Consider the following 18,512-nt stretch of genomic DNA (forward strand, 5'->3'; position numbering starts at 1 on the left):
CGATGAGCCTTAATTACCTATAAGGCTTAGCGGCGATAAAGATAAGGCCACCTTATTATTTACTGCGCTGGCTAACGCCGCGCCTGAGGGTTTCTCTACCGCTTTCCCCCTCGCATCTCGGCCAGTCCAGGCTACGCTTATCGATGCCACTGACCACCCGCATTCCCCTCCCGTTCTATTGAGTCCATTCATCAAGAAGAGGTTTCGCTATGCTGATCAACGCTATTGGTACCTACTCCGCCAGCCAGCCGCTGGAATCAATGGCCATCACCCGCCGCGACCCGGGGCCGCAGGATGTACAGATCGCCATCGCTTACTGCGGCGTCTGCCACTCCGATCTCCACCAGGCGCGATCGGAATGGGCAGGAACGCTGTATCCCTGCGTGCCGGGGCATGAAATTGTGGGTCGGGTGACCGCGGTCGGCAACGCCGTCTCGCGCTACGCCGTCGGCGATCTGGTGGGCGTCGGCTGTATGGTCGATAGCTGTCAACAGTGCGAAGAGTGCGCCGAGGGGCTGGAAAACTACTGCGACCACATGGTGCTGACCTATAACGGGCCGACCCAGGACGCGCCGGGACACACGCTTGGCGGTTATTCACAGCAGATAGTGGTCAATGAACGCTACGTGCTGCGGATAACCCATCCCGAAGCGCAGCTGGCCGCCGTCGCGCCGCTGCTGTGCGCCGGGATCACGACATACTCGCCGCTGCGCCACTGGCACGTCGGGCCGGGTAAAAAAGTCGGCGTGGTCGGCATCGGCGGCCTCGGGCATATGGGGATCAAGTTGGCCCACGCCATGGGGGCCCACGTGGTGGCTTTTACCACCTCCGAATCCAAGCGTAATGCGGCCAGAGCGCTGGGCGCCGATGACGTAGTGGTGTCGCGCAATGAAGACGAAATGGCGGCCCACGTCAAAAGCTTCGATTTCATCCTCAACACCGTGGCGGCGCCGCACAATCTCGATGCCTTCACCACGCTGCTGAAACGTGATGGCACCATGACGCTGGTTGGCGCCCCGGCCACGCCGCATCCGTCGCCGGAAGTGTTCAATCTGATCTTCCGCCGCCGGTCGATTGCCGGCTCGATGATCGGCGGTATTCCGGAAACTCAGGAGATGCTCGACTTCTGCGCCGAACACGGCATCGTCGCCGATATCGAATTGATCCGCGGCGATGAGATCAACGAAGCCTGGGAAAGAATGGTCAAGGGTGACGTGAAATACCGCTTCGTGATCGACAGTGCGACCCTCGCCGGCTAAGCGCCGCGACGAAAGGTACGCCGCCATTCCGTCGGGCTGACGCCAAAGCGCGCTTTAAACTGCTGGCGCCAGGTGACCGCTGAAAGATAGCCCACCGCCTCCGCCACCTGCTCGACCGGCAGATCGCCCGCCTCAAGCAGAGCCTGGCTGCGGCGCAGACGTTCGGCGGTCAGCCAGTCGGTAATGCTCATCCCGGTTGCCCGGGCGAAGTGGCGGGTCAGGGTACGGCGGCTCATCGCCACCACCCGGGCCAGCGAATCGAGACTGTGCGGCTCGGCAATATGCTGCTGCAGATAATCCAGCAGGCAGTTGATTCGCGCATCGCGGGTGTTTTTCGGCACCGGCTGGGCGATAAACTGCGCCTGGCCGCCCTCGCGGTGCGGCGAAACAATCATCCGCCGGGCGATCTGGTTGGCCGCGAGGCTGCCGAAACGCTGGCGGATGATGTAGAGGCAACAGTCCAGCGCCGCCGCGGTGCCCGCCGAAGTAATGATCCGCTGGTCGTCGACGTACAGGGCGTTGATATCCAGCTGCACCTGCGGAAACCGGCGCTGGAAATCCTGCTCGAACTCCCAGTGAGTCGCCGCTCGCCTGCCGTCCAGCAGCCCGGCGTAGCCGAGGACGAACGCGCCGAGGCACAGGCCGACAATCTCCGCGCCGTTATCCCGGGCCCGCACCAGGCTATCAAGCAGCGCCTGCGGCGGACGTCGATCGACCTCGCCCCAGTAAGGCACCACCACGATATCCGCCTGTTCCAGCGCGGCATAATCGCCGGTGGCGTACAGCGCAAAACCATCGCGGGCGCTCAGCAGCCCCGGCCGCTCGGCGCAAATGTGCAGATTAAAGCGTTTGATTTCCGAAACCGAATCGCCAAACAGCATGCAGGGGACGGCGTAGTGAAACGGGCTAAAGCCCTCTACAGCGACAATCGCCACGTCGGTGAGTTTCATCGTCCCTTCCCCTTACGCATGTTAATAAACGACGGTTTCTCCATCCTGCGGAATAGAAACCACATCGGCAATCTGATTATCCAGCGCATACTGGCGCATCTCTTCCCGGCTCACCAGGCAGTGGTTGACCGCCTCGAGGTGGATAGCCATGATTTTTGCTTCCGGTAGGGTGAAGTGCACGTTCAGGAGATCTTCCTTGCCCATGATAATCGGGCCAAAGCCGATGACGTGGGCGTAGCCGGCGTTGAGGACCACCACGTCCGGGCGCAGCTTCAGCAGGTCGGCTGCAATGTCATCGCGCCAGATAGTATCCCCCACCAGCCACAGCGTCTTCTCCTGCGGATGGCGAAACACCACGCCGCAGGCCTCGCCCAGGCGTTCAGCCATCGCCGGCACCGCGTAGGTCCGGTCGCTGCCGTGTTGGCCGGAGGTGGTTTTCTGCAGGCGCACGCCGGCAAATTCGCTGTCTGCCGACAGCAGGCGCAGATCCTGAAATCCCTGGCTGCGCAGCAGCGCGGCGTCGGCCTCATGCTGGGCGAACACCGGCAGGGTTTTCGGGATCGCGGCGATCGCCGCCGCGTCCCAGTGATCGTCATGGGTGTGGGTGACGATCACCGCGTCAACGTCGACAATTTTATCGCGGGAAAACGGCAGCTCAACCAGCGGATTGCGCAGTTCGCTGCGCGCGGTGCCCGGAAAACCCGGCCAGGCGCCTTTGTCCGCCAGCATCGGATCGATGAGAAATCTTTTCCCGGCGTAGTGAATAATCTGGGTCGCATTACGGATGTGGGTGATGTTCATGTTGGCGTTCCTCTGAGGTCATCTGACGAACATCGTACTGAGTCCCCGCCTGGCTCAACAGGGGCGTTTGGGCAATGATCGATGAAATCGGGCCAACCTGCGGCGGTTGCCATCCGCCTCCGGCTATGTTGTTCTTAAGGCTCAATTTTTGACAGGAGTGGCAGGATGAAAAAGAAACTGACCGCCGCCGATATGCACGACCCGCAGGTCATCGCCGAGACGCCGTGGTTCAGCATGCGTAAGGTGGGTATTGATGTCGCCCCCGGCGAGCGCCGCGACTTTTATTCCATTCATTACCCGCGCCCGGCGGTGGGGATTGTGGCCATCCAGGATGAGAAGGTGCTGCTGATTCGCCACTACCGCTACCTGATCGATAAGGTGGTGTGGGCGATCCCTTCTGGCGGCGTCGATGAAGAGGAAGACCCGGCGGTCGCCGCGCTGCGCGAGCTGCGGGAAGAGACCGGATGGCAGGCGCAACGCGTTGAGGAGATCATTCGCTTTAACCCCTCCTACGGCAGCAGCGATCAGCTGTTTATCACCTGGCTGGCCACCGGTTTACGCTGGGTGGGGATGGATGCAGATCAGGATGAGGTGATGGAGACCGGCTGGTTTACCTTCGACGAGATAAACCAGCTGATCGCCCGCGGCGAGATGCCGGACGGGCTGTCGCTGGTGCCGCTGCTGCAGCTGATGGCGCAGCGGCGAAGCGGCTCGCTTACGGCTTAAGCATCCGCCAGCGGAACCACAGCTGGGCCACGAGGATCAGCACGCCGCCTATAATCTTCTGCAGCGGCAGCTGTTCGCCGTACCACAGCGCGGCGGCAATGACCGTCAGCAGCGGTTCAAGCACCATGATGATCGCCGCGCTGGCCACCGCCGCGTACTTCTGCCCCTTCATCTGCAGACCGAAGCGCAGGCTGGTAGCGATGACAATGCTGGCCACCAACCAGCCGAGAGTCGGCAGGGTCATCGGCTGGTCCCAGCGTTCAACGGCAGCGGAGATGGTCAACCCGACGATACCGGTGATCGCCAGCTGCACGGTGGTCAGGGGGATCAGCGGTACTTCACGCGCGCAGCGGCTGGTGTAACAGAACCAGATCGACTGCACCAGCGCCGTCAGCAAAAACCAGCCCTGGCTGGGGTGGAAGGCTATCGGCATATGCAGACTGAGCAGCCCCAGGCCAACCACCGCAATCGGCAGGCACTCCCACCAGGCGCGCGGCGGGCGCACCTTCATCATCACCCATGCGGTCAGCGGGACGAACATCATCGACAGGCTCATGATAAACGCCCCTTCGCCGAGCGACGCCGTCGTGGAGACCGAATAGATCCACAGGCAGAGGTTGAGCGCAAACCAGAGTCCGCTGATGATGAGTTTTGGCCAGTGCTGCTTTTGCGGGCGAAAACCGCGGCAGAACGGCAGCAGAAGCAGCGCGGCGAAGAAAAAACGCAGCCCAAGAAACGCGAACACCGGCATGCCGGCGATCGCCTCGCGGGAAAATATCCAGCCGCAGGCGGCAATCACCGTCGCGGCAATCAGCAGCAGGTCAGCCTGCCGTTGGCGTACCATACGCGCCTCTCCCTGTGTGTTGGCTTACCAGCCAGGCACCGCGCCGCCGTTGAAGATAGTCTCTGCCGCCTTCGCCACCTCCGGCGACTGGTACGACTGCATAAACTCCTTCACGTTTTGCGCGTCTTTATTGTCTTCCCGGGTCACGATGATGTTCACGTAGGGCGAGTTTTTATCTTCGATAAAGATGCCGTCACGAACCGGCGACAGCCCGGTTTGCTGCAGGTAGGTGGTGCTGATGATAGCCACGTCGACTTTGGGATCGTCGAGTACGCGCGGCAGTTGCGCCCCTTCCAGCTCCATGATCTTCAGGTTACGCGGGTTGTCGGTGATATCCACCGCCGTCGGCAGCAGGCCGGTCCCGGCTTTGAGGGTAATCAGCTTCTCTTTTTGCAGCAGCAGTAGCGCCCGCCCGAGGTTGGTCGGATCGTTGGGGATAGCGATCGTCGCGCCGTCTTTCAGTTCGGCGACTGACTTGATCTTGCGCGAATAGCCGGCCATCGGGAAGACGAAGGTATTCCCGACCGCCACCAGATGATAATTATGCGCTTTGTTGTCCTGCTCAAGGAAAGGCCGATGCTGGAAGACGTTGGCGTCCAGATCCCCGGCGTTGGTCGACTCGTTGGGCAGCAGTGAGCCGCTGAACCCCACCAGCTCGACCTCCAGACCGTACTTCTCTTTGGCCACCTTCTTCGCCACTTCCGCCACATCCTGCTCGGCGCCGTTAATCACACCGACCTTAATGTGCTTCGCTTCATTACCCTTTTGGTCGCAGCCGACCAGCGCCAGACCCGCCAGCATTACCGCGGCGGCGGCCTGTAAACGTAATCTCATCCTCTTCACCCTGTCTGTCCTGAATGTCATTGTTTTTTTTCGTACAAAACTATAACGACTTTCGGGTCGGGTAATAAACAGCAAACCACGCAACTGGAAATAAAATCATCTTCGCGAAACGCGAGGCGCTAGCCCCGTCGCCACTCGCCCGGCGTCACGCCATAGCGCATTTTGAAGCGCTTCGAGAAGGAAGCCTGCGACTGAAAGCCGCAGCGTTCGGCAATGACCTCGAGGTTGGTCTGACGCTCCAGGCGCAGCAGCCGGGCGGCCAGCGCCATTCGCAACTGCGACAGCCACGCCTGCGGCGTCAGGTGATAGACGCGGGCAAAATGACGGGCAAAGGTGGCCCGTGATAAAAACGCGCGGGCGGCCATACTCTCCAGCGTCCACGGTTGCTCCGGGGTCGCCATCACCGCCAGCACCGCCGGCATCAGGCGTTCATCGCTCATCAGGCGCAGCAGCCCGCCGGGCGGCTGTTGCTCGCCAAGCAGCATGCGCAGCAGGAGCACCAGCAGCGTATCGCCGAGGCTGCGCACGATAGCGCTGCCGCCGGGACGCTGCGCCAGGCTCTCGCGCACCAGTATATTAAGCAGCGCGTCCAGCTCCGGGCAGTCTTCACGCGCATCGGTATGGAGATGGATCAGCGTCGATGCTTCACTGAACAGCCAGCTGACGTGCGGACCAAAATAGAATTCGCCGCACAGCATCTCCAGCGCCCCCTCCGCCGGGCCGGCGCGCATTTCCGTCACCGTGCCGTTAAACCGGTGCGCCACCGGCAGCACCTGGCCCCACTCCACCAGGCTCTCCATCAGGTGCGGCGAACCGTGGGGCAGGAGGACGACATCTCCCGCGCGCAGGTGATGGGTCTGGCCGCCGACGTTGAGCCGCCCCTCGCCGCGCAGCACCACGTGCCAGGGCACCACGCCGCTGCGCATTTGCTGGTGCCCGGCCTGCCAGCGGCCGCCGAAGCGACAGTGCAGGTTCACTTCGCAGCGCGGCGCCAGCAGCGCCAGCAGATGACTGAGACTGTCCATGCTTCTCCTGAGACGATAAGACAAAAAGGTGAGACGAAGACCGCCAGTCTAGCATGCGGCAAGCGCCTAAGATGACCCCATTGCCAACACACCCTCGATAACAACAGGAGTTAACCATGAGCCGTTTAGCAGATATCCGTGAACAAGACGCCACCGGCAAAGCCGCCGATATTTTCGCCGGGATCAAAAAAGCGATGGGCAAAGTGCCGAACGCCTACCTGACCATCGGCGGCCACTCGCCGGCGGCGCTGCAGCAGGCGCTGGCGCACAATGCGATGCTCCATAAAGGCAGCCTCAGCGCCCAGCAGCTGGAAGCGATTAATCTGTCGGTCAGCGAAGCCACCGGCTGTGACTACTGCCTGGCCGCGCACACCCTGATGGCGAAAAAAGCTGGCTTCAGCAGCGAGCAGATCCACGCCCTGCGCCGCGGGGAGTATGCGGAAGAGACGCAGCTTGATGCGCTGGTGAAATTCGCGCAGACCCTGGTGACCACCACCGGTACGCTGCCGGAAGCCGACGTCGCCGCGCTGCGCAACGCCGGTTTTAGCGACCAGCAGGTGATTGAGATTATCAGCGCCATCAGCGCCATCCTGTTCACCAACATGGTGAACCGGGTTAACGACACGGTAGTCGACTTCCCGAAAGCCGATTAATCCGTCGCGCAGCGCCGGTTTTACAGCCCCAGATCGCTGAGCCCCGGATGATCGTCCGGGCGGCGCCCCTGCGGCCAGTGGAACAGGCGCTCGCTTTCGCTAATTGGCAGATCGTTGATGCAGGCGTAGCGCGTCTGCATCAGTCCATGCTTATCAAACTCCCAGTTCTCATTGCCATACGAGCGAAACCAGTTGCCGCTGTCGTCGCACCACTCATAGGCGAAGCGCACGGCAATGCGATTCTCCTGCCATGCCCACAGCTCCTTAATCAGCCGGTATTGCTGCTCCTTGCGCCATTTTCGCTGCAGGAACTCAACAATTTGCCCCCGACCGTGGACAAATTCGCTGCGGTTGCGCCATTCGCTATCCACGGTGTAGGCCAGGGCGACTTTTTCCGCATCGCGGCTGTTCCAGCCATCTTCCGCGGCGCGGACCTTCTGGATAGCGCTGTCGCGGGTAAACGGCGGTAACGGAGGACGTTGTTCGGTCATGCTTACTCTCCTCTACGGGCTAATTGCTGCTGCAGGCGCTGATTCTCCTGCTCCAGGTCATGAATACGTTGCTGCAGGTTCTGGCTGTACTCCGCCACCTGCTGCGCGCTGTAGCGCGGCGTAATGTGCTGCGGGCAGTTCCAGTCAAACGCCTGCAAATGAAAAAGAAACAGACGTTCAATGCGGGCGCGATAGTTGGCCGGCGCCACCTGCGCCAGCAGCTGCGGGTGGTCCTCTGCCGCCAGGACCTCGACGGTGGCGTAGATTTTCAGCCTGGCACGGCGCGGATAATCCATCAAAAACAGGCAGGCCCGGTCGCTGCCGCGCAGATTGCCGGTAGTAATGTACTGGCGGTTACCACCGAAATCGGCCATCGCCAGGGTGGTGTCATCCAGCAGATGCAGAAACCCCGGCGGGCCGCCGCGATGCTGAATGTAGGGCCAGCCGCTCTGCGACACCGTCGCCAGATAAAAGCTGTCGCGGGTGGCGATCATCCCCGCTTCGCTGTCGCCGAAGCGGTCGGCCTGGCGGCGACTGCGCGGCGTTTGCCACAGCGAGTCGCTGCCCATTTCATGCTGCACATCCATCACGTCCGGGGTGATAGCGATATCGAGAAAGGTTGCTGCCATAGCGCCTCCTGTTGTCTGGCGCCATCATGGACTGTACTGTGAAGAATGATAATACGGGTAAAGTGGCAATCATCTTTCCGCAAAACGGGAGAATAATGGATCGATTAAGCGCGATGGCGCTGTTGGTGAAAGTGACCGAGCTGGGGAGCATGTCGGCGGCGGCGCGGGCGCTGAATATGCCGTTGACCACCGTCAGCCGCCATATTGGCGAACTGGAGAGCGCGCTGGGCGTACGCCTGCTGGCGCGAACCACCCGCAAACTGACGCTCACCGACGCCGGGGTCGATTATGTTGCCGCCGCGCGGCGGATCCTTGAGGAGGTGGAAAACGCCGAACGCCAGGCGACGGGCGAATATCAGGAACCGAAGGGCGAGCTGGTGATCTCCGCGCCGACGATGTTTGGACGCCAGCACGTTCTTCCGGTAATCAGTGAATTTATCGCCCGCTACCCGCTAATTCGCGTCCGTTTGCTGCTCAGCGATCGCAATGCCGACCTGGTGAGCGACCATGTCGATCTGGCGGTGCGGATTGGCGACCTGGCGGACAGCAGCATGGTGGCCACCCGCCTCGGCACCATGCGGATTGTGGCCTGCGCCCATCCGGCGCTGCTGGCGAAATACGGCGAGCCGCAGCGGCCGCGCGATCTGGCGGCGCTGCCGATCATCCGCATTGAATCGCCGATGCCCTATCGCGGCTGGCGCTTTCGCGCCGCTGAGCGCGAGGACCAGCTGATTAACCTGCCGCCGGTGCTATCCGTTACCACGCCGGAGAGCGCCGCCGATGCCGCGCGGCTGGGGGTGGGGGTGGCCCGCTTACTGCATTATCAGGCGCTGGATGGCCTGCGCCACGGGGAGCTCCGTCTGCTGCTGGAAAACGTCGAGCCGGATCCGGCGCCGGTCCATTTGCTGTATACCGCTCGGGATCTGGCGCCGCTTAAGCTGCGCAAATTTATCGATTTTGCCGCACCGGCGCTGCGTCAGGCACTGCTGCGCATCGCCGGGGCCGCTTAATGCGTCGCGGTCTTCAGCGGCGCCTCCTTTAACAGCCATGAGAGGACAAACGCCACCGCCATAATGCCGGCCGCCATCAGAAACGCCGCGTGGATCGCCGCGCCGAAGGCGTCGAGGTAGTCGAGGCGGATATCCGCGGGCAGGTGCTGGACCGCCACCGGATTCATTCCCGGCGGCAGCACCGCGCCTTCCGGCAGCAGTTGTTGCAGGTTGCTCTGCAGCACGTGCGTGAACACCGCGCCAAACAGCGCCACGCCGATGGAGCCGCCAATCGAGCGGAACAGGGTCGCGCCGGAGGTGGCGACGCCGTACATCTGCGCCGGCATCGCATTCTGCACCGCCAGGACCAGCACCTGCATCACCAGCCCCAGACCCGCTCCCAGCACGCCGGTAAACAGGTACAGCTGCCACAGCGGCGAGTGAATGGTGATGCGGGTCAGCAGTACCATGCCGGTCACGCCGAGCAGGGTGCCGAGGATCGGAAACAGGCGATATTTACCGGTACGGCTGATAATCCGCCCGCTGATAATCGAGGTCAGCAGCAGGCCGCCCATCAGAGGGATCAGCTGCAGCCCGGCTTCGGTGGGCGTCGCCTCCTTCACCACCTGCAGATAGAGCGGCAGGAAGGTGACTGACCCGAACAGCGACATGCCGATGACGAAGCCGATCAGGCTGCACAGTAGGAAGCTGCGGTTGCGGAACAGCGCCAGCGGAATAATCGGCTCGGCGGCCATCCGTTCTTCGTAAATAAAGCCGATGATCCCCACGATGCCGAAGGCCAGAATGCACCACAGCTGCGGGTCATTCCACGCATGGACGCTGCCTCCTTCCGAGGTAAACAGGATGATGCACAGCAGCGCCATGCTGAGATAAATCGCCCCCAGCCAGTCAATCTGATGCTGGCTGCGTTTATTGCTGCTGTGGAATACCGCGCCGATCACCAGCAGCGCGAACAGGCCGAGCGGCAGGTTGATATAGAAGATCCAGCGCCAGGAGGCGTGCTGCACCAGAAAACCGCCGATCAGCGGGCCGATCACCGTCGCCAGGCCGAAAACGCCGCCGAACAGCCCCTGATAGCGGCCGCGGTTGGCGGGCGGGATGACGTCGGCGACCGCCGCCATGCTGATCACCATCAGGCCGCCGCCGCCGAGCCCCTGCAGGCCGCGCATCAGCACCAGCTGGGTCATATTCTGCGCCAGCCCGCAGAGCGCGGAGCCGACGAGAAACAGCCCAATCGCCACCTGCAGCACAATTTTGCGGCCGAACAGATCGCCAAATTTACCGTACAGCGGCACCGCGATGGTGGAGCTGAGGATATAGGCGGTGACCACCCAGGAAAGCTTGTCCAGCCCGCCCAGTTCGCCGACAATCGTCGGCAGCGCGGTGGAGACAATGGTCTGATCCAGCGCTGAAAGCAGCATCACCAGCAGCAATGCGCTGAACAGCAGGCGTATCGACTGCACCGGTGGGTTAGCAACTTGAGAAGTCATTGCAACGCTCGCTTGAAATTAATTAAATGCATAATTAATATTTAGTGAAAGAATGAGTCGGGTCAAGAGATCGCCATATCATGACAGCACAAAAGGATCAGGATGCTCCCCGCCGCCCGGGTCGGCCGCGCGGTAAAAAACCGGGTACCGCCAACCGCGAACAGTTGATGGACATCGCCCTGACGCTGTTTGCCCGCGACGGGGCGGGCCGCGTATCGTTGAACGCCATCGCCAAAGAGGCCGGGGTGACGCCGGCGATGCTGCATTACTACTTCAGCTCGCGGGATGCGCTGGTGACTCAGCTGATTGAGGAGCGCTTTATGCCGCTGCGCAATCACATCAGCCGCATCTTTGTCGATCATCCACAGGACCCGGTGCTGGCGCTGACGATGATGGTCGAGACGCTGGGGCATATGGCGGAGAAAAACGCCTGGTTCGCGCCGCTGTGGATGCAGGAGATCATCGGCGAGATGCCGATTCTGCGCCAGCATATGGATGCCCGCTTCGGCGAGGAGCGTTTTCAGGTGATGCTGGGGACGGTGCGTCGCTGGCAGCAGGAAGGCAAGATCAATCCGGCGCTGGCGCCGGAGCTGCTGTTTACCACGGTGATTAGCCTGGTGCTGGTGCCGTTTTCGCGCATCCACAGCGATCCGCGTTTACAGGCGGTCAACCGCCAGACCATCGTCAGCCACGCGCTGGCGTTGATGGGCCACGGCGTCGGGGGTTAAGCGCAGCCGCCGCCCGGCAAATGCTTTTGTAGCCCGGATAAGGCGCCACGCGCCGCCATCCGGGATTTTCCCTGCTCGCGCTACGCTTAGCAGGGCTACAACTTCTATGTTAATTCCCGGCAGATTGCGCTCCCGATATTTCTTCTGCGCTATGTCTCTTATGGCGCAGGGAGCGCACAGGGGGCGGCCAGTCGCCGCCGCCCCCTGTACCCCCGGGCTCCGGCCAGCAAAATCGCCGCTACGCGGTCCCTTCGACTTATCCCTGCAGGCTTCGGGTCGGGCCGAGGCAGCGTCCGTGCAAAACACGGCCCTCAGCCCGCATCCATGCGGGCTGCCCCGGCCTTCCGGGAACGTCTCAGCGATTTTGAGGCCGCCAGCACCGGCAGTTTCAGTCGCGCAAGTGGGTATATCAACAACTGGTCGCACGACCCCCAGGACGGGTAAGGCAACAGCCGCCACCCGGCAAGAATACAGGTGCCGTGCCTGATATCCTGCCCGGCGGCGCTGCGCTTGCCGGTCCTGGGTGGGGCGAAACTACGGGAGGACTGTGTAGGCCGGATAAGGCATTTATGCCGCCATCCGGCACAACCACAGGTGCGGTACCTGACCGCCCGGGGATACCAGGATCGTTACAGCGCCTTCGACAAATAGTGGCGCTGCATGCCTGCGTGCGGGAAGTCGGGCAGCGACATCTGCAGCTGATAGCCTAATTTCTGATAAAACGGCAGCGCCTGGAAGCTAAAGGTATCCACCAGCAGATGGCTGCAGCCTTGCGCCTGCGCCTGCTGTTCCGCCTCCTGCATCAGTTCGCTCCCCAGCCCGCGCCCGCGCGTCGTCTCGCTAACCCACAGATACTCAATGCACAGCCAGTTGCCCTTGCGTTTGGCAATCAGCCCGCCCTGCATTACCCCTTGCGCATCGCGCGAGTAAATCCCCAGATCGCCAAACTGCGCCGCATCGAGATACTGCTGATTATACTGCCGCAGACCGGAAAATAATTCTTGTTGATCGTTGGGATTAATGCTTTTTGTAATGATTAGTGTCATTAACTATCTCCAGTATCGCGCTGCCGAATGGTTATTTTCCCTCTCCACTTTCACAAAATATTCTTATTTTCTCCATGATTATTTGCCTTAATTTTTTGCGTTCTAAAAGTAAGCAAAAAAACCTTTCCATTATCGCGACGGATCGTATAATGGGGAAAAATGAGAATGATCATTCTCACCACAAAACCAGAGGAGATGCGCTTTTCACCTCCTGAAGACCGAAGAGGTTGGCTTCAGCGGAGACACAATAACAATCACGTTCAGGAACATCTGTGTTCCTTTTTTGTCATTTTCGCTCACCCGAAAATGCCTCAGCGCCCAACCTATTCCCTCGTTTTTAAATAAACGGGGCGGACGTCTTATATCTTGAGAAAATATAATGAAATACATCATAGCTCCCATCGCGACAGCATTATTTCTCCTTAGCGGATGCGATAATGCGCAGACATCTGCTCCGCAGCAACCCACGCCGGAAGTGGGCGTGGTCACCCTGCAAAGCCAGCCGGTGCCGGTAGTCAGCCAGCTCACCGGCCGCACCACCGCCTCGCTCAGCGCCGAAGTTCGCCCGCAGGTGGGCGGCATCATCCAGAAACGCCTGTTTACCGAAGGCGATATGGTGAAGGCCGGGCAGGCCCTTTACCAGATCGATCCCTCCAGCTATCGCGCGACCTGGAACGAAGCGGCGGCGGCGCTGAAACAGGCCCAGGCGCTGGTGGCCTCCGATTGCCAGAAGGCCCAGCGCTACGCGTCGCTGGTCAGGGATAACGGCGTTTCCCGCCAGGATGCTGACGACGCCGCCTCCACCTGCGCCCAGGACAAGGCCAGCGTGGAATCGAAGAAAGCGGCGCTGGAGAGCGCGCGCATTAACCTGAACTGGACCACCGTCACCGCGCCGATTGCCGGGCGCATCGGCATCTCGTCGGTTACGCCGGGGGCGCTGGTCTCCGCCGATCAGGATACCGCGCTGGCGACGATCCGCGGGCTCGACACCATGTATGTTGATCTGACGCGATCCAGCGTCGATCTCCTGCGTTTACGCAAGCAAAGCCTGGCCAGCAACAGCGACACCCTCAGCGTGACGTTAACCCTGGAAGATGGCAGTACCTATCCCGAAAAAGGGCGTCTGGCGCTCACCGAAGTCGCCGTCGATGAATCTACCGGCTCGGTGACCCTGCGCGCTATCTTCCCCAACCCGCAGCACGTCCTGCTGCCGGGGATGTTCGTCCGCGCGCGCATCGATGAAGGCATCATGAACGACGCGATCCTCGCCCCGCAGCAGGGGATCACCCGCGATGCCAAAGGCGACGCCACGGCGCTGGTGGTCGATGCCGCCAACAAAGTTGAGCAGCGTACCGTGGAAACCGGCGACACCTACGGCGATAAATGGCTGGTGCTGAGCGGCCTGAAAGCGGGCGACAAGCTGATTGTCGAAGGCACCGGTAAAGTGGCCCCCGGACAGACAGTGAAGGCCGTCGCCGTCAACAATAACGGAGGCAACGCCTGATGTTCTCCCGTTTCTTCGTGCGTCGCCCGGTCTTTGCCTGGGTGATCGCCATTCTGATTATGCTCGCCGGGGTGCTGGCGATCCGCACGCTGCCGGTAGGCCAGTACCCGGACGTCGCCCCGCCGGCGGTGAAAATCTCCGCCACCTATACCGGGGCGTCCGCCGAAACCCTGGAGAACAGCGTCACCCAGGTCATCGAGCAGCAGCTCACCGGCCTCGACCATCTGCTCTACTTCAGCTCCACCAGCAGCTCCGACGGCTCGGTCAGCATCACCGTCACCTTTGAGCAGGGGACCGACCCGGACACCGCCCAGGTGCAGGTGCAAAACAAAGTGCAGCAGGCGGAATCGCGGCTGCCGAGCGAAGTCCAGCAGTCCGGCGTAACGGTGGAAAAATCGCAGAGCAGCTTTCTGCTGATCCTCGCGGTGTATGACAAAACCAACCGCGCCACCAGCTCCGATATCTCCGACTGGCTGGTCAGCAATATGCAGGACCCGCTGGCGCGCGTGGAGGGCGTCGGCAGCCTGCAGGTATTCGGCGCCGAATACGCGATGCGCGTCTGGATGGACCCGACCAAACTCGCCTCCTACTCGCTGATGCCTTCCGACGTTCAGTCGGCGATTGAGGCGCAGAACGTGCAGGTTTCCGCCGGTAAAATCGGCGCGCTACCGTCGTCCAATGCCCAGCAATTAACCGCCACCGTGCGCGCGCAGTCCCGGCTGCAAACCCCTGACCAGTTCAAAGCGATCATCGTGAAAAGCCAGGCCGACGGCTCGGTGGTGCGCCTGAGCGATGTCGCGCGGGTGGAGATGGGTAGCGAGGATTACACCGCCACCGCCAATCTGAACGGCCACCCGGCCGCCGGGATCGCGGTGATGATGGCCCCCGGCGCCAACGCGCTGGACACCGCGACGCTGGTGAAAAGCAAAATCGCCGAATTCCAGCGTCAGATGCCGCAGGGTTACGATATTGCCTATCCGAAGGACAGCACCGAGTTCATCAAAATCTCGGTCGAGGACGTGATTCAGACCCTGTTCGAAGCGATTATCCTCGTCGTCTGCGTGATGTATCTGTTCCTGCAGAACTTCCGCGCGACGCTCATTCCGGCGGTGGCGGTGCCGGTGGTGCTGCTTGGCACCTTCGGCGTGCTGGCGCTGTTCGGCTACTCGATTAACACCCTGACGCTGTTCGCCATGGTGCTAGCGATCGGCCTGCTGGTGGATGACGCCATCGTGGTGGTGGAGAACGTGGAGCGCATTATGCGCGACGAAGGGCTCCCCGCTCGCGAAGCCACCGAAAAATCGATGGGCGAAATCTCCGGCGCGCTGGTGGCGATTGCCCTGGTGCTGTCGGCGGTGTTCCTGCCGATGGCCTTCTTCGGCGGTTCGACCGGGGTCATCTATCGCCAGTTCTCGGTAACCATTATCTCGGCGATGATGCTGTCGGTGGTGGTAGCGCTGACCCTCACCCCGGCGCTGTGCGGCGCGCTGCTCAGCCACTCCAAACCGCACACCAAAGGGTTCTTCGGCGCCTTTAACCGCCTGTGGGGGCGCACGGAGGCAGGCTACCAGCGCCGGGTGCTCGGCGGCCTGCGCCGGGGCGCAGTGATGATGGGCGCTTACGCGCTGATTTGCGGGGCGATGGCGCTGGCGATGTGGAAGCTGCCGGGCAGCTTCCTGCCGGTGGAGGACCAGGGGGAGATCATGGTCCAGTACACCCTGCCCGCCGGGGCGACGGCGGTGCGTACCGCCGAGGTGCGCCGCCAGGTGACCGACTGGTTCCTCACCAAAGAGAAAGCCAATACCGATGTCATTTTCACCGTCGACGGCTTCAGCTTTAGCGGCAGCGGGCAGAACGCCGGGATGGCCTTCGTGTCGCTGAAAAACTGGTCGCAGCGCAAAGGGGACGACAACACCGCCCAGGCCATCGCCCTGCGCGCCACCAAAGAGCTGGGGACGATCCGCGACGCCACCCTCTTCGCCATGACCCCGCCGTCGGTAGACGGTCTCGGGCAGAGCAACGGCTTCACCTTCGAACTGATGGCCAGCGGCGGTACCGACCGTGACAGCCTGATGAAGCTGCGCAGCCAGCTGCTGGCGGCGGCCAACCAGAGCAGCGAACTGCAGTCGGTGCGCGCTAACGACCTGCCGCAGATGCCGCAGCTGCAGGTGGATATCGATAACAACAAAGCCGTCTCGCTGGGGCTGTCGCTGAGCGACGTGACCGATACGCTCTCCAGCGCCTGGGGCGGTACCTACGTGAATGACTTTATCGATCGCGGCCGGGTGAAGAAGGTCTATATCCAGGGCGAAAGCGACGCGCGCGCGGTGCCGTCGGACCTCGGCAAATGGTTCGTTCGCGGCAGCGATAACAGCATGACGCCGTTCTCCGCCTTCGCCACCACCCACTGGCAATACGGCCCGGAAAGCCTGGTGCGCTACAACGGCTCCGCCGCCTTTGAGATCCAGGGCGAAAACGCCGCCGGCTTCAGCTCCGGCGCGGCGATGGACAAGATGGAAAAGCTGGCCGACAGCCTGCCGGCGGGCTCCACCTGGGCGTGGAGCGGCATTTCGCTGCAGGAAAAGCTGGCCAGCGGCCAGGCGATGAGCCTGTACGCCATCTCGATTCTGGTGGTGTTCCTGTGCCTGGCGGCGCTGTATGAGAGCTGGTCGGTGCCGTTCTCGGTGATCATGGTCATCCCGCTCGGCCTGCTTGGCGCGGCGCTGGCGGCGACGCTGCGCGGCTTAAGCAACGACGTCTACTTCCAGGTGGCGCTGCTGACCACCATCGGCCTGTCGTCGAAAAACGCCATCCTGATCGTGGAGTTCGCTGAATCCGCCGTGGATGAGGGGTATTCGCTCTCCCGGGCGGCGATCCGCGCCGCGCAGACTCGTCTGCGCCCGATTGTCATGACCTCGCTGGCGTTTATCGCCGGGGTGCTGCCGCTGGCCATCGCCACCGGCGCCGGAGCCAACAGCCGCGTGGCGATCGGCACCGGGATTATCGGCGGCACCCTGACGGCCACCCTGCTGGCGGTGTTCTTCGTACCGCTGTTCTTCGTGCTGGTGAAACGTCTCTTCACCCGCCAACGTCCTTCTCAGGAGTAAGGTATGTTTCGTTTAAGTTTTATGTTTATCGCGCTCCTGACCGCGGGCTGCGTCTCGCTTGACCCGCATTATGATCGCCCGGCCGCGCCGGTGCCGGCCACCCTGCCCGGGGCGCACGGCGAATCGACGGCGGTGGTCGGCGACTGGCAGAAAGTGGTCAATGACGCGCGGCTGAAAAAAGTGGTCAGCATCGCGCTTAACAGCAACCGCGATGTGCAAAAGGCGCTGGCCGATATCGAGGCCGCGCGCGCCCAGTATGGCGAAACGCGGGCATCGCTGTTTCCCACCGTTGATGCCGAACTGAGCCACACCCGCAGCAAAACGGTGGCCAGCGGCCTGAGTTCCGCTTCGCAGGCCGACGGCGCGGTCTCCAGCTTCGAACTGGACTTGTTCGGCAAGAACCAGAGCCTGTCGCGCGCGGCGCGCGAAACCTGGCTTGCCAGCGAATTCACCGCGCAGAATACCCGGCTGACGATGATTGCCGATTTGACCACCGCCTGGGTGACGCTGGCGACGGATAACAGCAATCTGGCGCTGGCGCAGCAGACCATGGACAGCGCGGCAAACTCGCGCAACATCGTCGCCCGCCAGATGGCGGTTGGCACCGCCTCAGCCGGCGATGTAAGCTCGGCGGAAAGCGTCTATCAGCAGGCGCGCGCCAGCGTCACCAGCTATCGCACGCTGGTGGCGCAGGATAAAAACGCCATTAACCTGCTGGCGGGGGAAACCGTGCCGGAGAGCCTGCTGCCCGGCACTCTCGAGAGTCTCGGGGATAACAGCATCGCGCTGGTGCCGGCGGGCGTGTCGTCGTCGGTGCTGCTGCGTCGGCCGGACATTCAGGAAGCGGAGCACAATTTGAAGAGCGCCAATGCCGATATCGGCGCGGCGCGGGCGAACTTCTTCCCGTCGATTTCCCTGACCGCCAGCGCCGGGGTCGGCAGCGACTCGCTGTCGTCGCTGTTCAGCCACGGGATGCAGGTGTGGTCGTTCGCCCCCTCCATCAGCCTGCCGCTGTTCACCGGCGGCAGCAACCTGTCGCAGCTGCGCTATGCGGAAGCGGAGAAAAAGGGGCTGATCGCCACCTACGAGAAATCGATTCAGAGCGCGTTTAAGGACGTTGCCGATGCGCTGGCGCGCCGGGAAACGCTGAGCGAAGAGCTTGATGCTCAGCGGCAGTATGTCGCCGCCGAGCAGACATCGCTGGATATCGCCATGAAGAGCTATCAGGCCGGGGTCGGCGATTATCTGTCGGTGCTCACCGCTCAGCGCACGCTGTGGTCGGCGAAAACGACGCTGCTGTCCCTGCAGCAGACCGACCTCAATAACCGGATCACCCTCTGGCAGTCGCTGGGCGGCGGCGCCAGTTAAACTTACCCGCCGGGCGACCGAGCCCGGCCTCTACAAGG

The 18,512-nt window shown here is 62.1% G+C and carries 20 protein-coding genes; 10 read left to right on the top strand and 10 right to left on the bottom strand.

Annotated elements, in window-relative coordinates; all coding sequences use genetic code 11:
• Positions 1 to 209 precede the first annotated feature (209 nt).
• Entirely contained in the window at positions 210 to 1,259 is a 1,050-nt protein-coding gene (locus KPHS_51910; RefSeq protein ID YP_005229491.1) for an NAD(P)-dependent alcohol dehydrogenase, read from the top strand.
• On the opposite strand, the gene KPHS_51920 is transcribed toward KPHS_51910, so the two are convergent.
• Positions 1,256 to 2,209: an AraC family transcriptional regulator gene (locus tag KPHS_51920; protein YP_005229492.1), complete on the bottom strand. Its 954-nt coding sequence runs from the start codon at positions 2,207 to 2,209 to the stop codon at positions 1,256 to 1,258. The genes KPHS_51910 and KPHS_51920 overlap by 4 nt on opposite strands.
• A gap of 21 nt (positions 2,210 to 2,230) precedes the next feature.
• Positions 2,231 to 3,010, bottom strand: a complete 780-nt coding sequence (locus tag KPHS_51930; protein ID YP_005229493.1) for an MBL fold metallo-hydrolase — start codon at positions 3,008 to 3,010, stop codon at positions 2,231 to 2,233.
• A 165-nt stretch (positions 3,011 to 3,175) separates the two neighbouring features.
• Between KPHS_51930 and KPHS_51940 the strand changes: the two genes are divergently transcribed.
• Positions 3,176 to 3,736: an NUDIX hydrolase gene (locus KPHS_51940; RefSeq protein YP_005229494.1), complete on the top strand. Its 561-nt coding sequence runs from the start codon at positions 3,176 to 3,178 to the stop codon at positions 3,734 to 3,736.
• Here the strand turns inward: KPHS_51940 and KPHS_51950 are convergent.
• The 3 genes from KPHS_51950 to KPHS_51970 all read right to left on the bottom strand — a co-directional run bounded on the left by KPHS_51950 (position 3,726) and on the right by KPHS_51970 (position 6,448).
• Complete coding sequence (locus KPHS_51950) at positions 3,726 to 4,580, bottom strand: EamA family transporter (protein ID YP_005229495.1); 855 nt, start codon at positions 4,578 to 4,580, stop codon at positions 3,726 to 3,728. The two genes, KPHS_51940 and KPHS_51950, sit on opposite strands and share 11 nt — an antisense overlap.
• A 24-nt stretch (positions 4,581 to 4,604) precedes the next feature.
• The gene (locus KPHS_51960) at positions 4,605 to 5,414 is read right to left on the bottom strand and encodes a lipoprotein NlpA (RefSeq protein YP_005229496.1); all 810 of its coding nucleotides are present in this window, start codon (positions 5,412 to 5,414) and stop codon (positions 4,605 to 4,607) included.
• Positions 5,415 to 5,542: 128 nt separating this feature from the next.
• The gene (locus KPHS_51970; RefSeq protein ID YP_005229497.1) at positions 5,543 to 6,448 is read right to left on the bottom strand and encodes a putative AraC-type regulatory protein; all 906 of its coding nucleotides are present in this window, start codon (positions 6,446 to 6,448) and stop codon (positions 5,543 to 5,545) included.
• A 116-nt stretch (positions 6,449 to 6,564) separates the two neighbouring features.
• Here KPHS_51970 and KPHS_51980 point away from each other — a divergent pair, with 116 nt between their 5' ends.
• Positions 6,565 to 7,101 carry a peroxidase-related enzyme gene (locus tag KPHS_51980; protein ID YP_005229498.1) on the top strand — a complete coding sequence of 179 codons (537 nt, stop codon included), beginning with the start codon at positions 6,565 to 6,567 and terminating at the stop codon, positions 7,099 to 7,101.
• 20 nt (positions 7,102 to 7,121) lie between these two features.
• Here the strand turns inward: KPHS_51980 and KPHS_51990 are convergent, their stop codons facing one another.
• Both KPHS_51990 and KPHS_52000 read right to left on the bottom strand, forming a co-directional pair.
• Entirely contained in the window at positions 7,122 to 7,592 is a 471-nt protein-coding gene (locus KPHS_51990) for a 50S ribosomal protein L21 (RefSeq protein ID YP_005229499.1), read from the bottom strand.
• A gap of 2 nt (positions 7,593 to 7,594) precedes the next feature.
• Positions 7,595 to 8,221 (bottom strand): putative enzyme with a phophatase-like domain, encoded by a 627-nt coding sequence (locus tag KPHS_52000; protein ID YP_005229500.1) that lies wholly within the window; start codon positions 8,219 to 8,221, stop codon positions 7,595 to 7,597.
• 38 nt (positions 8,222 to 8,259) lie between these two features.
• Between KPHS_52000 and KPHS_52010 the strand changes: the two genes are divergently transcribed.
• Positions 8,260 to 9,231, top strand: coding sequence for a putative LysR-family transcriptional regulator (locus KPHS_52010; protein ID YP_005229501.1), 972 nt, complete (start codon positions 8,260 to 8,262; stop codon positions 9,229 to 9,231).
• Here the strand turns inward: KPHS_52010 and KPHS_52020 are convergent.
• Positions 9,228 to 10,721 (bottom strand): multidrug resistance protein membrane translocase, encoded by a 1,494-nt coding sequence (locus tag KPHS_52020; protein ID YP_005229502.1) that lies wholly within the window; start codon positions 10,719 to 10,721, stop codon positions 9,228 to 9,230. The two genes, KPHS_52010 and KPHS_52020, sit on opposite strands and share 4 nt — an antisense overlap.
• An 80-nt stretch (positions 10,722 to 10,801) precedes the next feature.
• On the opposite strand from KPHS_52020, the gene KPHS_52030 reads away from it, so the two are divergent.
• A complete protein-coding gene (locus tag KPHS_52030) occupies positions 10,802 to 11,449 on the top strand; it encodes a putative TetR family transcriptional regulator (RefSeq protein ID YP_005229503.1) in 648 nt (215 codons plus the stop codon).
• A gap of 324 nt (positions 11,450 to 11,773) precedes the next feature.
• Complete coding sequence (locus tag KPHS_52040) at positions 11,774 to 11,893, top strand: hypothetical protein (RefSeq protein ID YP_005229504.1); 120 nt, start codon at positions 11,774 to 11,776, stop codon at positions 11,891 to 11,893.
• A 185-nt stretch (positions 11,894 to 12,078) separates the two neighbouring features.
• On the opposite strand, the gene KPHS_52050 is transcribed toward KPHS_52040, so the two are convergent.
• The gene (locus KPHS_52050; protein ID YP_005229505.1) at positions 12,079 to 12,495 is read right to left on the bottom strand and encodes a putative acetyltransferase; all 417 of its coding nucleotides are present in this window, start codon (positions 12,493 to 12,495) and stop codon (positions 12,079 to 12,081) included.
• On the opposite strand from KPHS_52050, the gene KPHS_52060 reads away from it, so the two are divergent.
• A complete protein-coding gene (locus KPHS_52060; RefSeq protein ID YP_005229506.1) occupies positions 12,470 to 12,586 on the top strand; it encodes a hypothetical protein in 117 nt (38 codons plus the stop codon). The genes KPHS_52050 and KPHS_52060 overlap by 26 nt on opposite strands.
• Here KPHS_52060 and KPHS_52070 read toward each other — a convergent pair.
• The gene (locus KPHS_52070) at positions 12,546 to 12,668 is read right to left on the bottom strand and encodes a hypothetical protein (RefSeq protein ID YP_005229507.1); all 123 of its coding nucleotides are present in this window, start codon (positions 12,666 to 12,668) and stop codon (positions 12,546 to 12,548) included. The two genes, KPHS_52060 and KPHS_52070, sit on opposite strands and share 41 nt — an antisense overlap.
• A gap of 308 nt (positions 12,669 to 12,976) precedes the next feature.
• On the opposite strand from KPHS_52070, the gene KPHS_52080 reads away from it, so the two are divergent.
• Genes KPHS_52080 through KPHS_52100 form a run of 3 tightly spaced genes read left to right on the top strand, consistent with a single transcriptional unit; the run spans position 12,977 to position 18,474 of the window.
• Positions 12,977 to 13,999 (top strand): putative secretion protein, encoded by a 1,023-nt coding sequence (locus tag KPHS_52080; RefSeq protein YP_005229508.1) that lies wholly within the window; start codon positions 12,977 to 12,979, stop codon positions 13,997 to 13,999.
• Positions 13,999 to 17,106 (top strand): multidrug efflux permease EefB, encoded by a 3,108-nt coding sequence (locus KPHS_52090; protein ID YP_005229509.1) that lies wholly within the window; start codon positions 13,999 to 14,001, stop codon positions 17,104 to 17,106. Before KPHS_52080 ends, KPHS_52090 begins: the two co-directional genes overlap by 1 nt.
• Before the next feature lie 3 nt (positions 17,107 to 17,109).
• Positions 17,110 to 18,474, top strand: coding sequence for a multidrug efflux transport outer membrane protein EefC (locus tag KPHS_52100; RefSeq protein ID YP_005229510.1), 1,365 nt, complete (start codon positions 17,110 to 17,112; stop codon positions 18,472 to 18,474).
• Positions 18,475 to 18,512 lie beyond the last annotated feature (38 nt).

Source organism: Klebsiella pneumoniae subsp. pneumoniae HS11286 (assembly GCF_000240185.1).
In the GTDB taxonomy this organism is placed as follows: Bacteria; Pseudomonadota; Gammaproteobacteria; order Enterobacterales; family Enterobacteriaceae; genus Klebsiella; species Klebsiella pneumoniae.

Bases quoted from the DNA above. Each gene is read 5' to 3' on its own strand.
- KPHS_51930 (YP_005229493.1), bottom strand. From the start codon at position 3,010: ATGAACATCACCCACATCCGTAATGCGACCCAGATTATTCACTACGCC.
- KPHS_52000 (YP_005229500.1), bottom strand. From the start codon at position 8,221: ATGGCAGCAACCTTTCTCGATATCGCTATCACCCCGGACGTGATGGAT.
- KPHS_52060 (YP_005229506.1), top strand. From the start codon at position 12,470: ATGCTTTTTGTAATGATTAGTGTCATTAACTATCTCCAGTATCGCGCT.
- KPHS_51920 (YP_005229492.1), bottom strand. From the start codon at position 2,209: ATGAAACTCACCGACGTGGCGATTGTCGCTGTAGAGGGCTTTAGCCCG.
- KPHS_51950 (YP_005229495.1), bottom strand. From the start codon at position 4,580: ATGGTACGCCAACGGCAGGCTGACCTGCTGCTGATTGCCGCGACGGTG.
- KPHS_51940 (YP_005229494.1), top strand. From the start codon at position 3,176: ATGAAAAAGAAACTGACCGCCGCCGATATGCACGACCCGCAGGTCATC.
- KPHS_52050 (YP_005229505.1), bottom strand. From the start codon at position 12,495: ATGACACTAATCATTACAAAAAGCATTAATCCCAACGATCAACAAGAA.
- KPHS_51990 (YP_005229499.1), bottom strand. From the start codon at position 7,592: ATGACCGAACAACGTCCTCCGTTACCGCCGTTTACCCGCGACAGCGCT.
- KPHS_51960 (YP_005229496.1), bottom strand. From the start codon at position 5,414: ATGAGATTACGTTTACAGGCCGCCGCCGCGGTAATGCTGGCGGGTCTG.
- KPHS_51910 (YP_005229491.1), top strand. From the start codon at position 210: ATGCTGATCAACGCTATTGGTACCTACTCCGCCAGCCAGCCGCTGGAA.
- KPHS_52020 (YP_005229502.1), bottom strand. From the start codon at position 10,721: ATGACTTCTCAAGTTGCTAACCCACCGGTGCAGTCGATACGCCTGCTG.
- KPHS_51980 (YP_005229498.1), top strand. From the start codon at position 6,565: ATGAGCCGTTTAGCAGATATCCGTGAACAAGACGCCACCGGCAAAGCC.
- KPHS_52030 (YP_005229503.1), top strand. From the start codon at position 10,802: ATGACAGCACAAAAGGATCAGGATGCTCCCCGCCGCCCGGGTCGGCCG.
- KPHS_52090 (YP_005229509.1), top strand. From the start codon at position 13,999: ATGTTCTCCCGTTTCTTCGTGCGTCGCCCGGTCTTTGCCTGGGTGATC.
- KPHS_52070 (YP_005229507.1), bottom strand. From the start codon at position 12,668: ATGATCATTCTCATTTTTCCCCATTATACGATCCGTCGCGATAATGGA.
- KPHS_52040 (YP_005229504.1), top strand. From the start codon at position 11,774: ATGCGGGCTGCCCCGGCCTTCCGGGAACGTCTCAGCGATTTTGAGGCC.
- KPHS_52100 (YP_005229510.1), top strand. From the start codon at position 17,110: ATGTTTCGTTTAAGTTTTATGTTTATCGCGCTCCTGACCGCGGGCTGC.
- KPHS_51970 (YP_005229497.1), bottom strand. From the start codon at position 6,448: ATGGACAGTCTCAGTCATCTGCTGGCGCTGCTGGCGCCGCGCTGCGAA.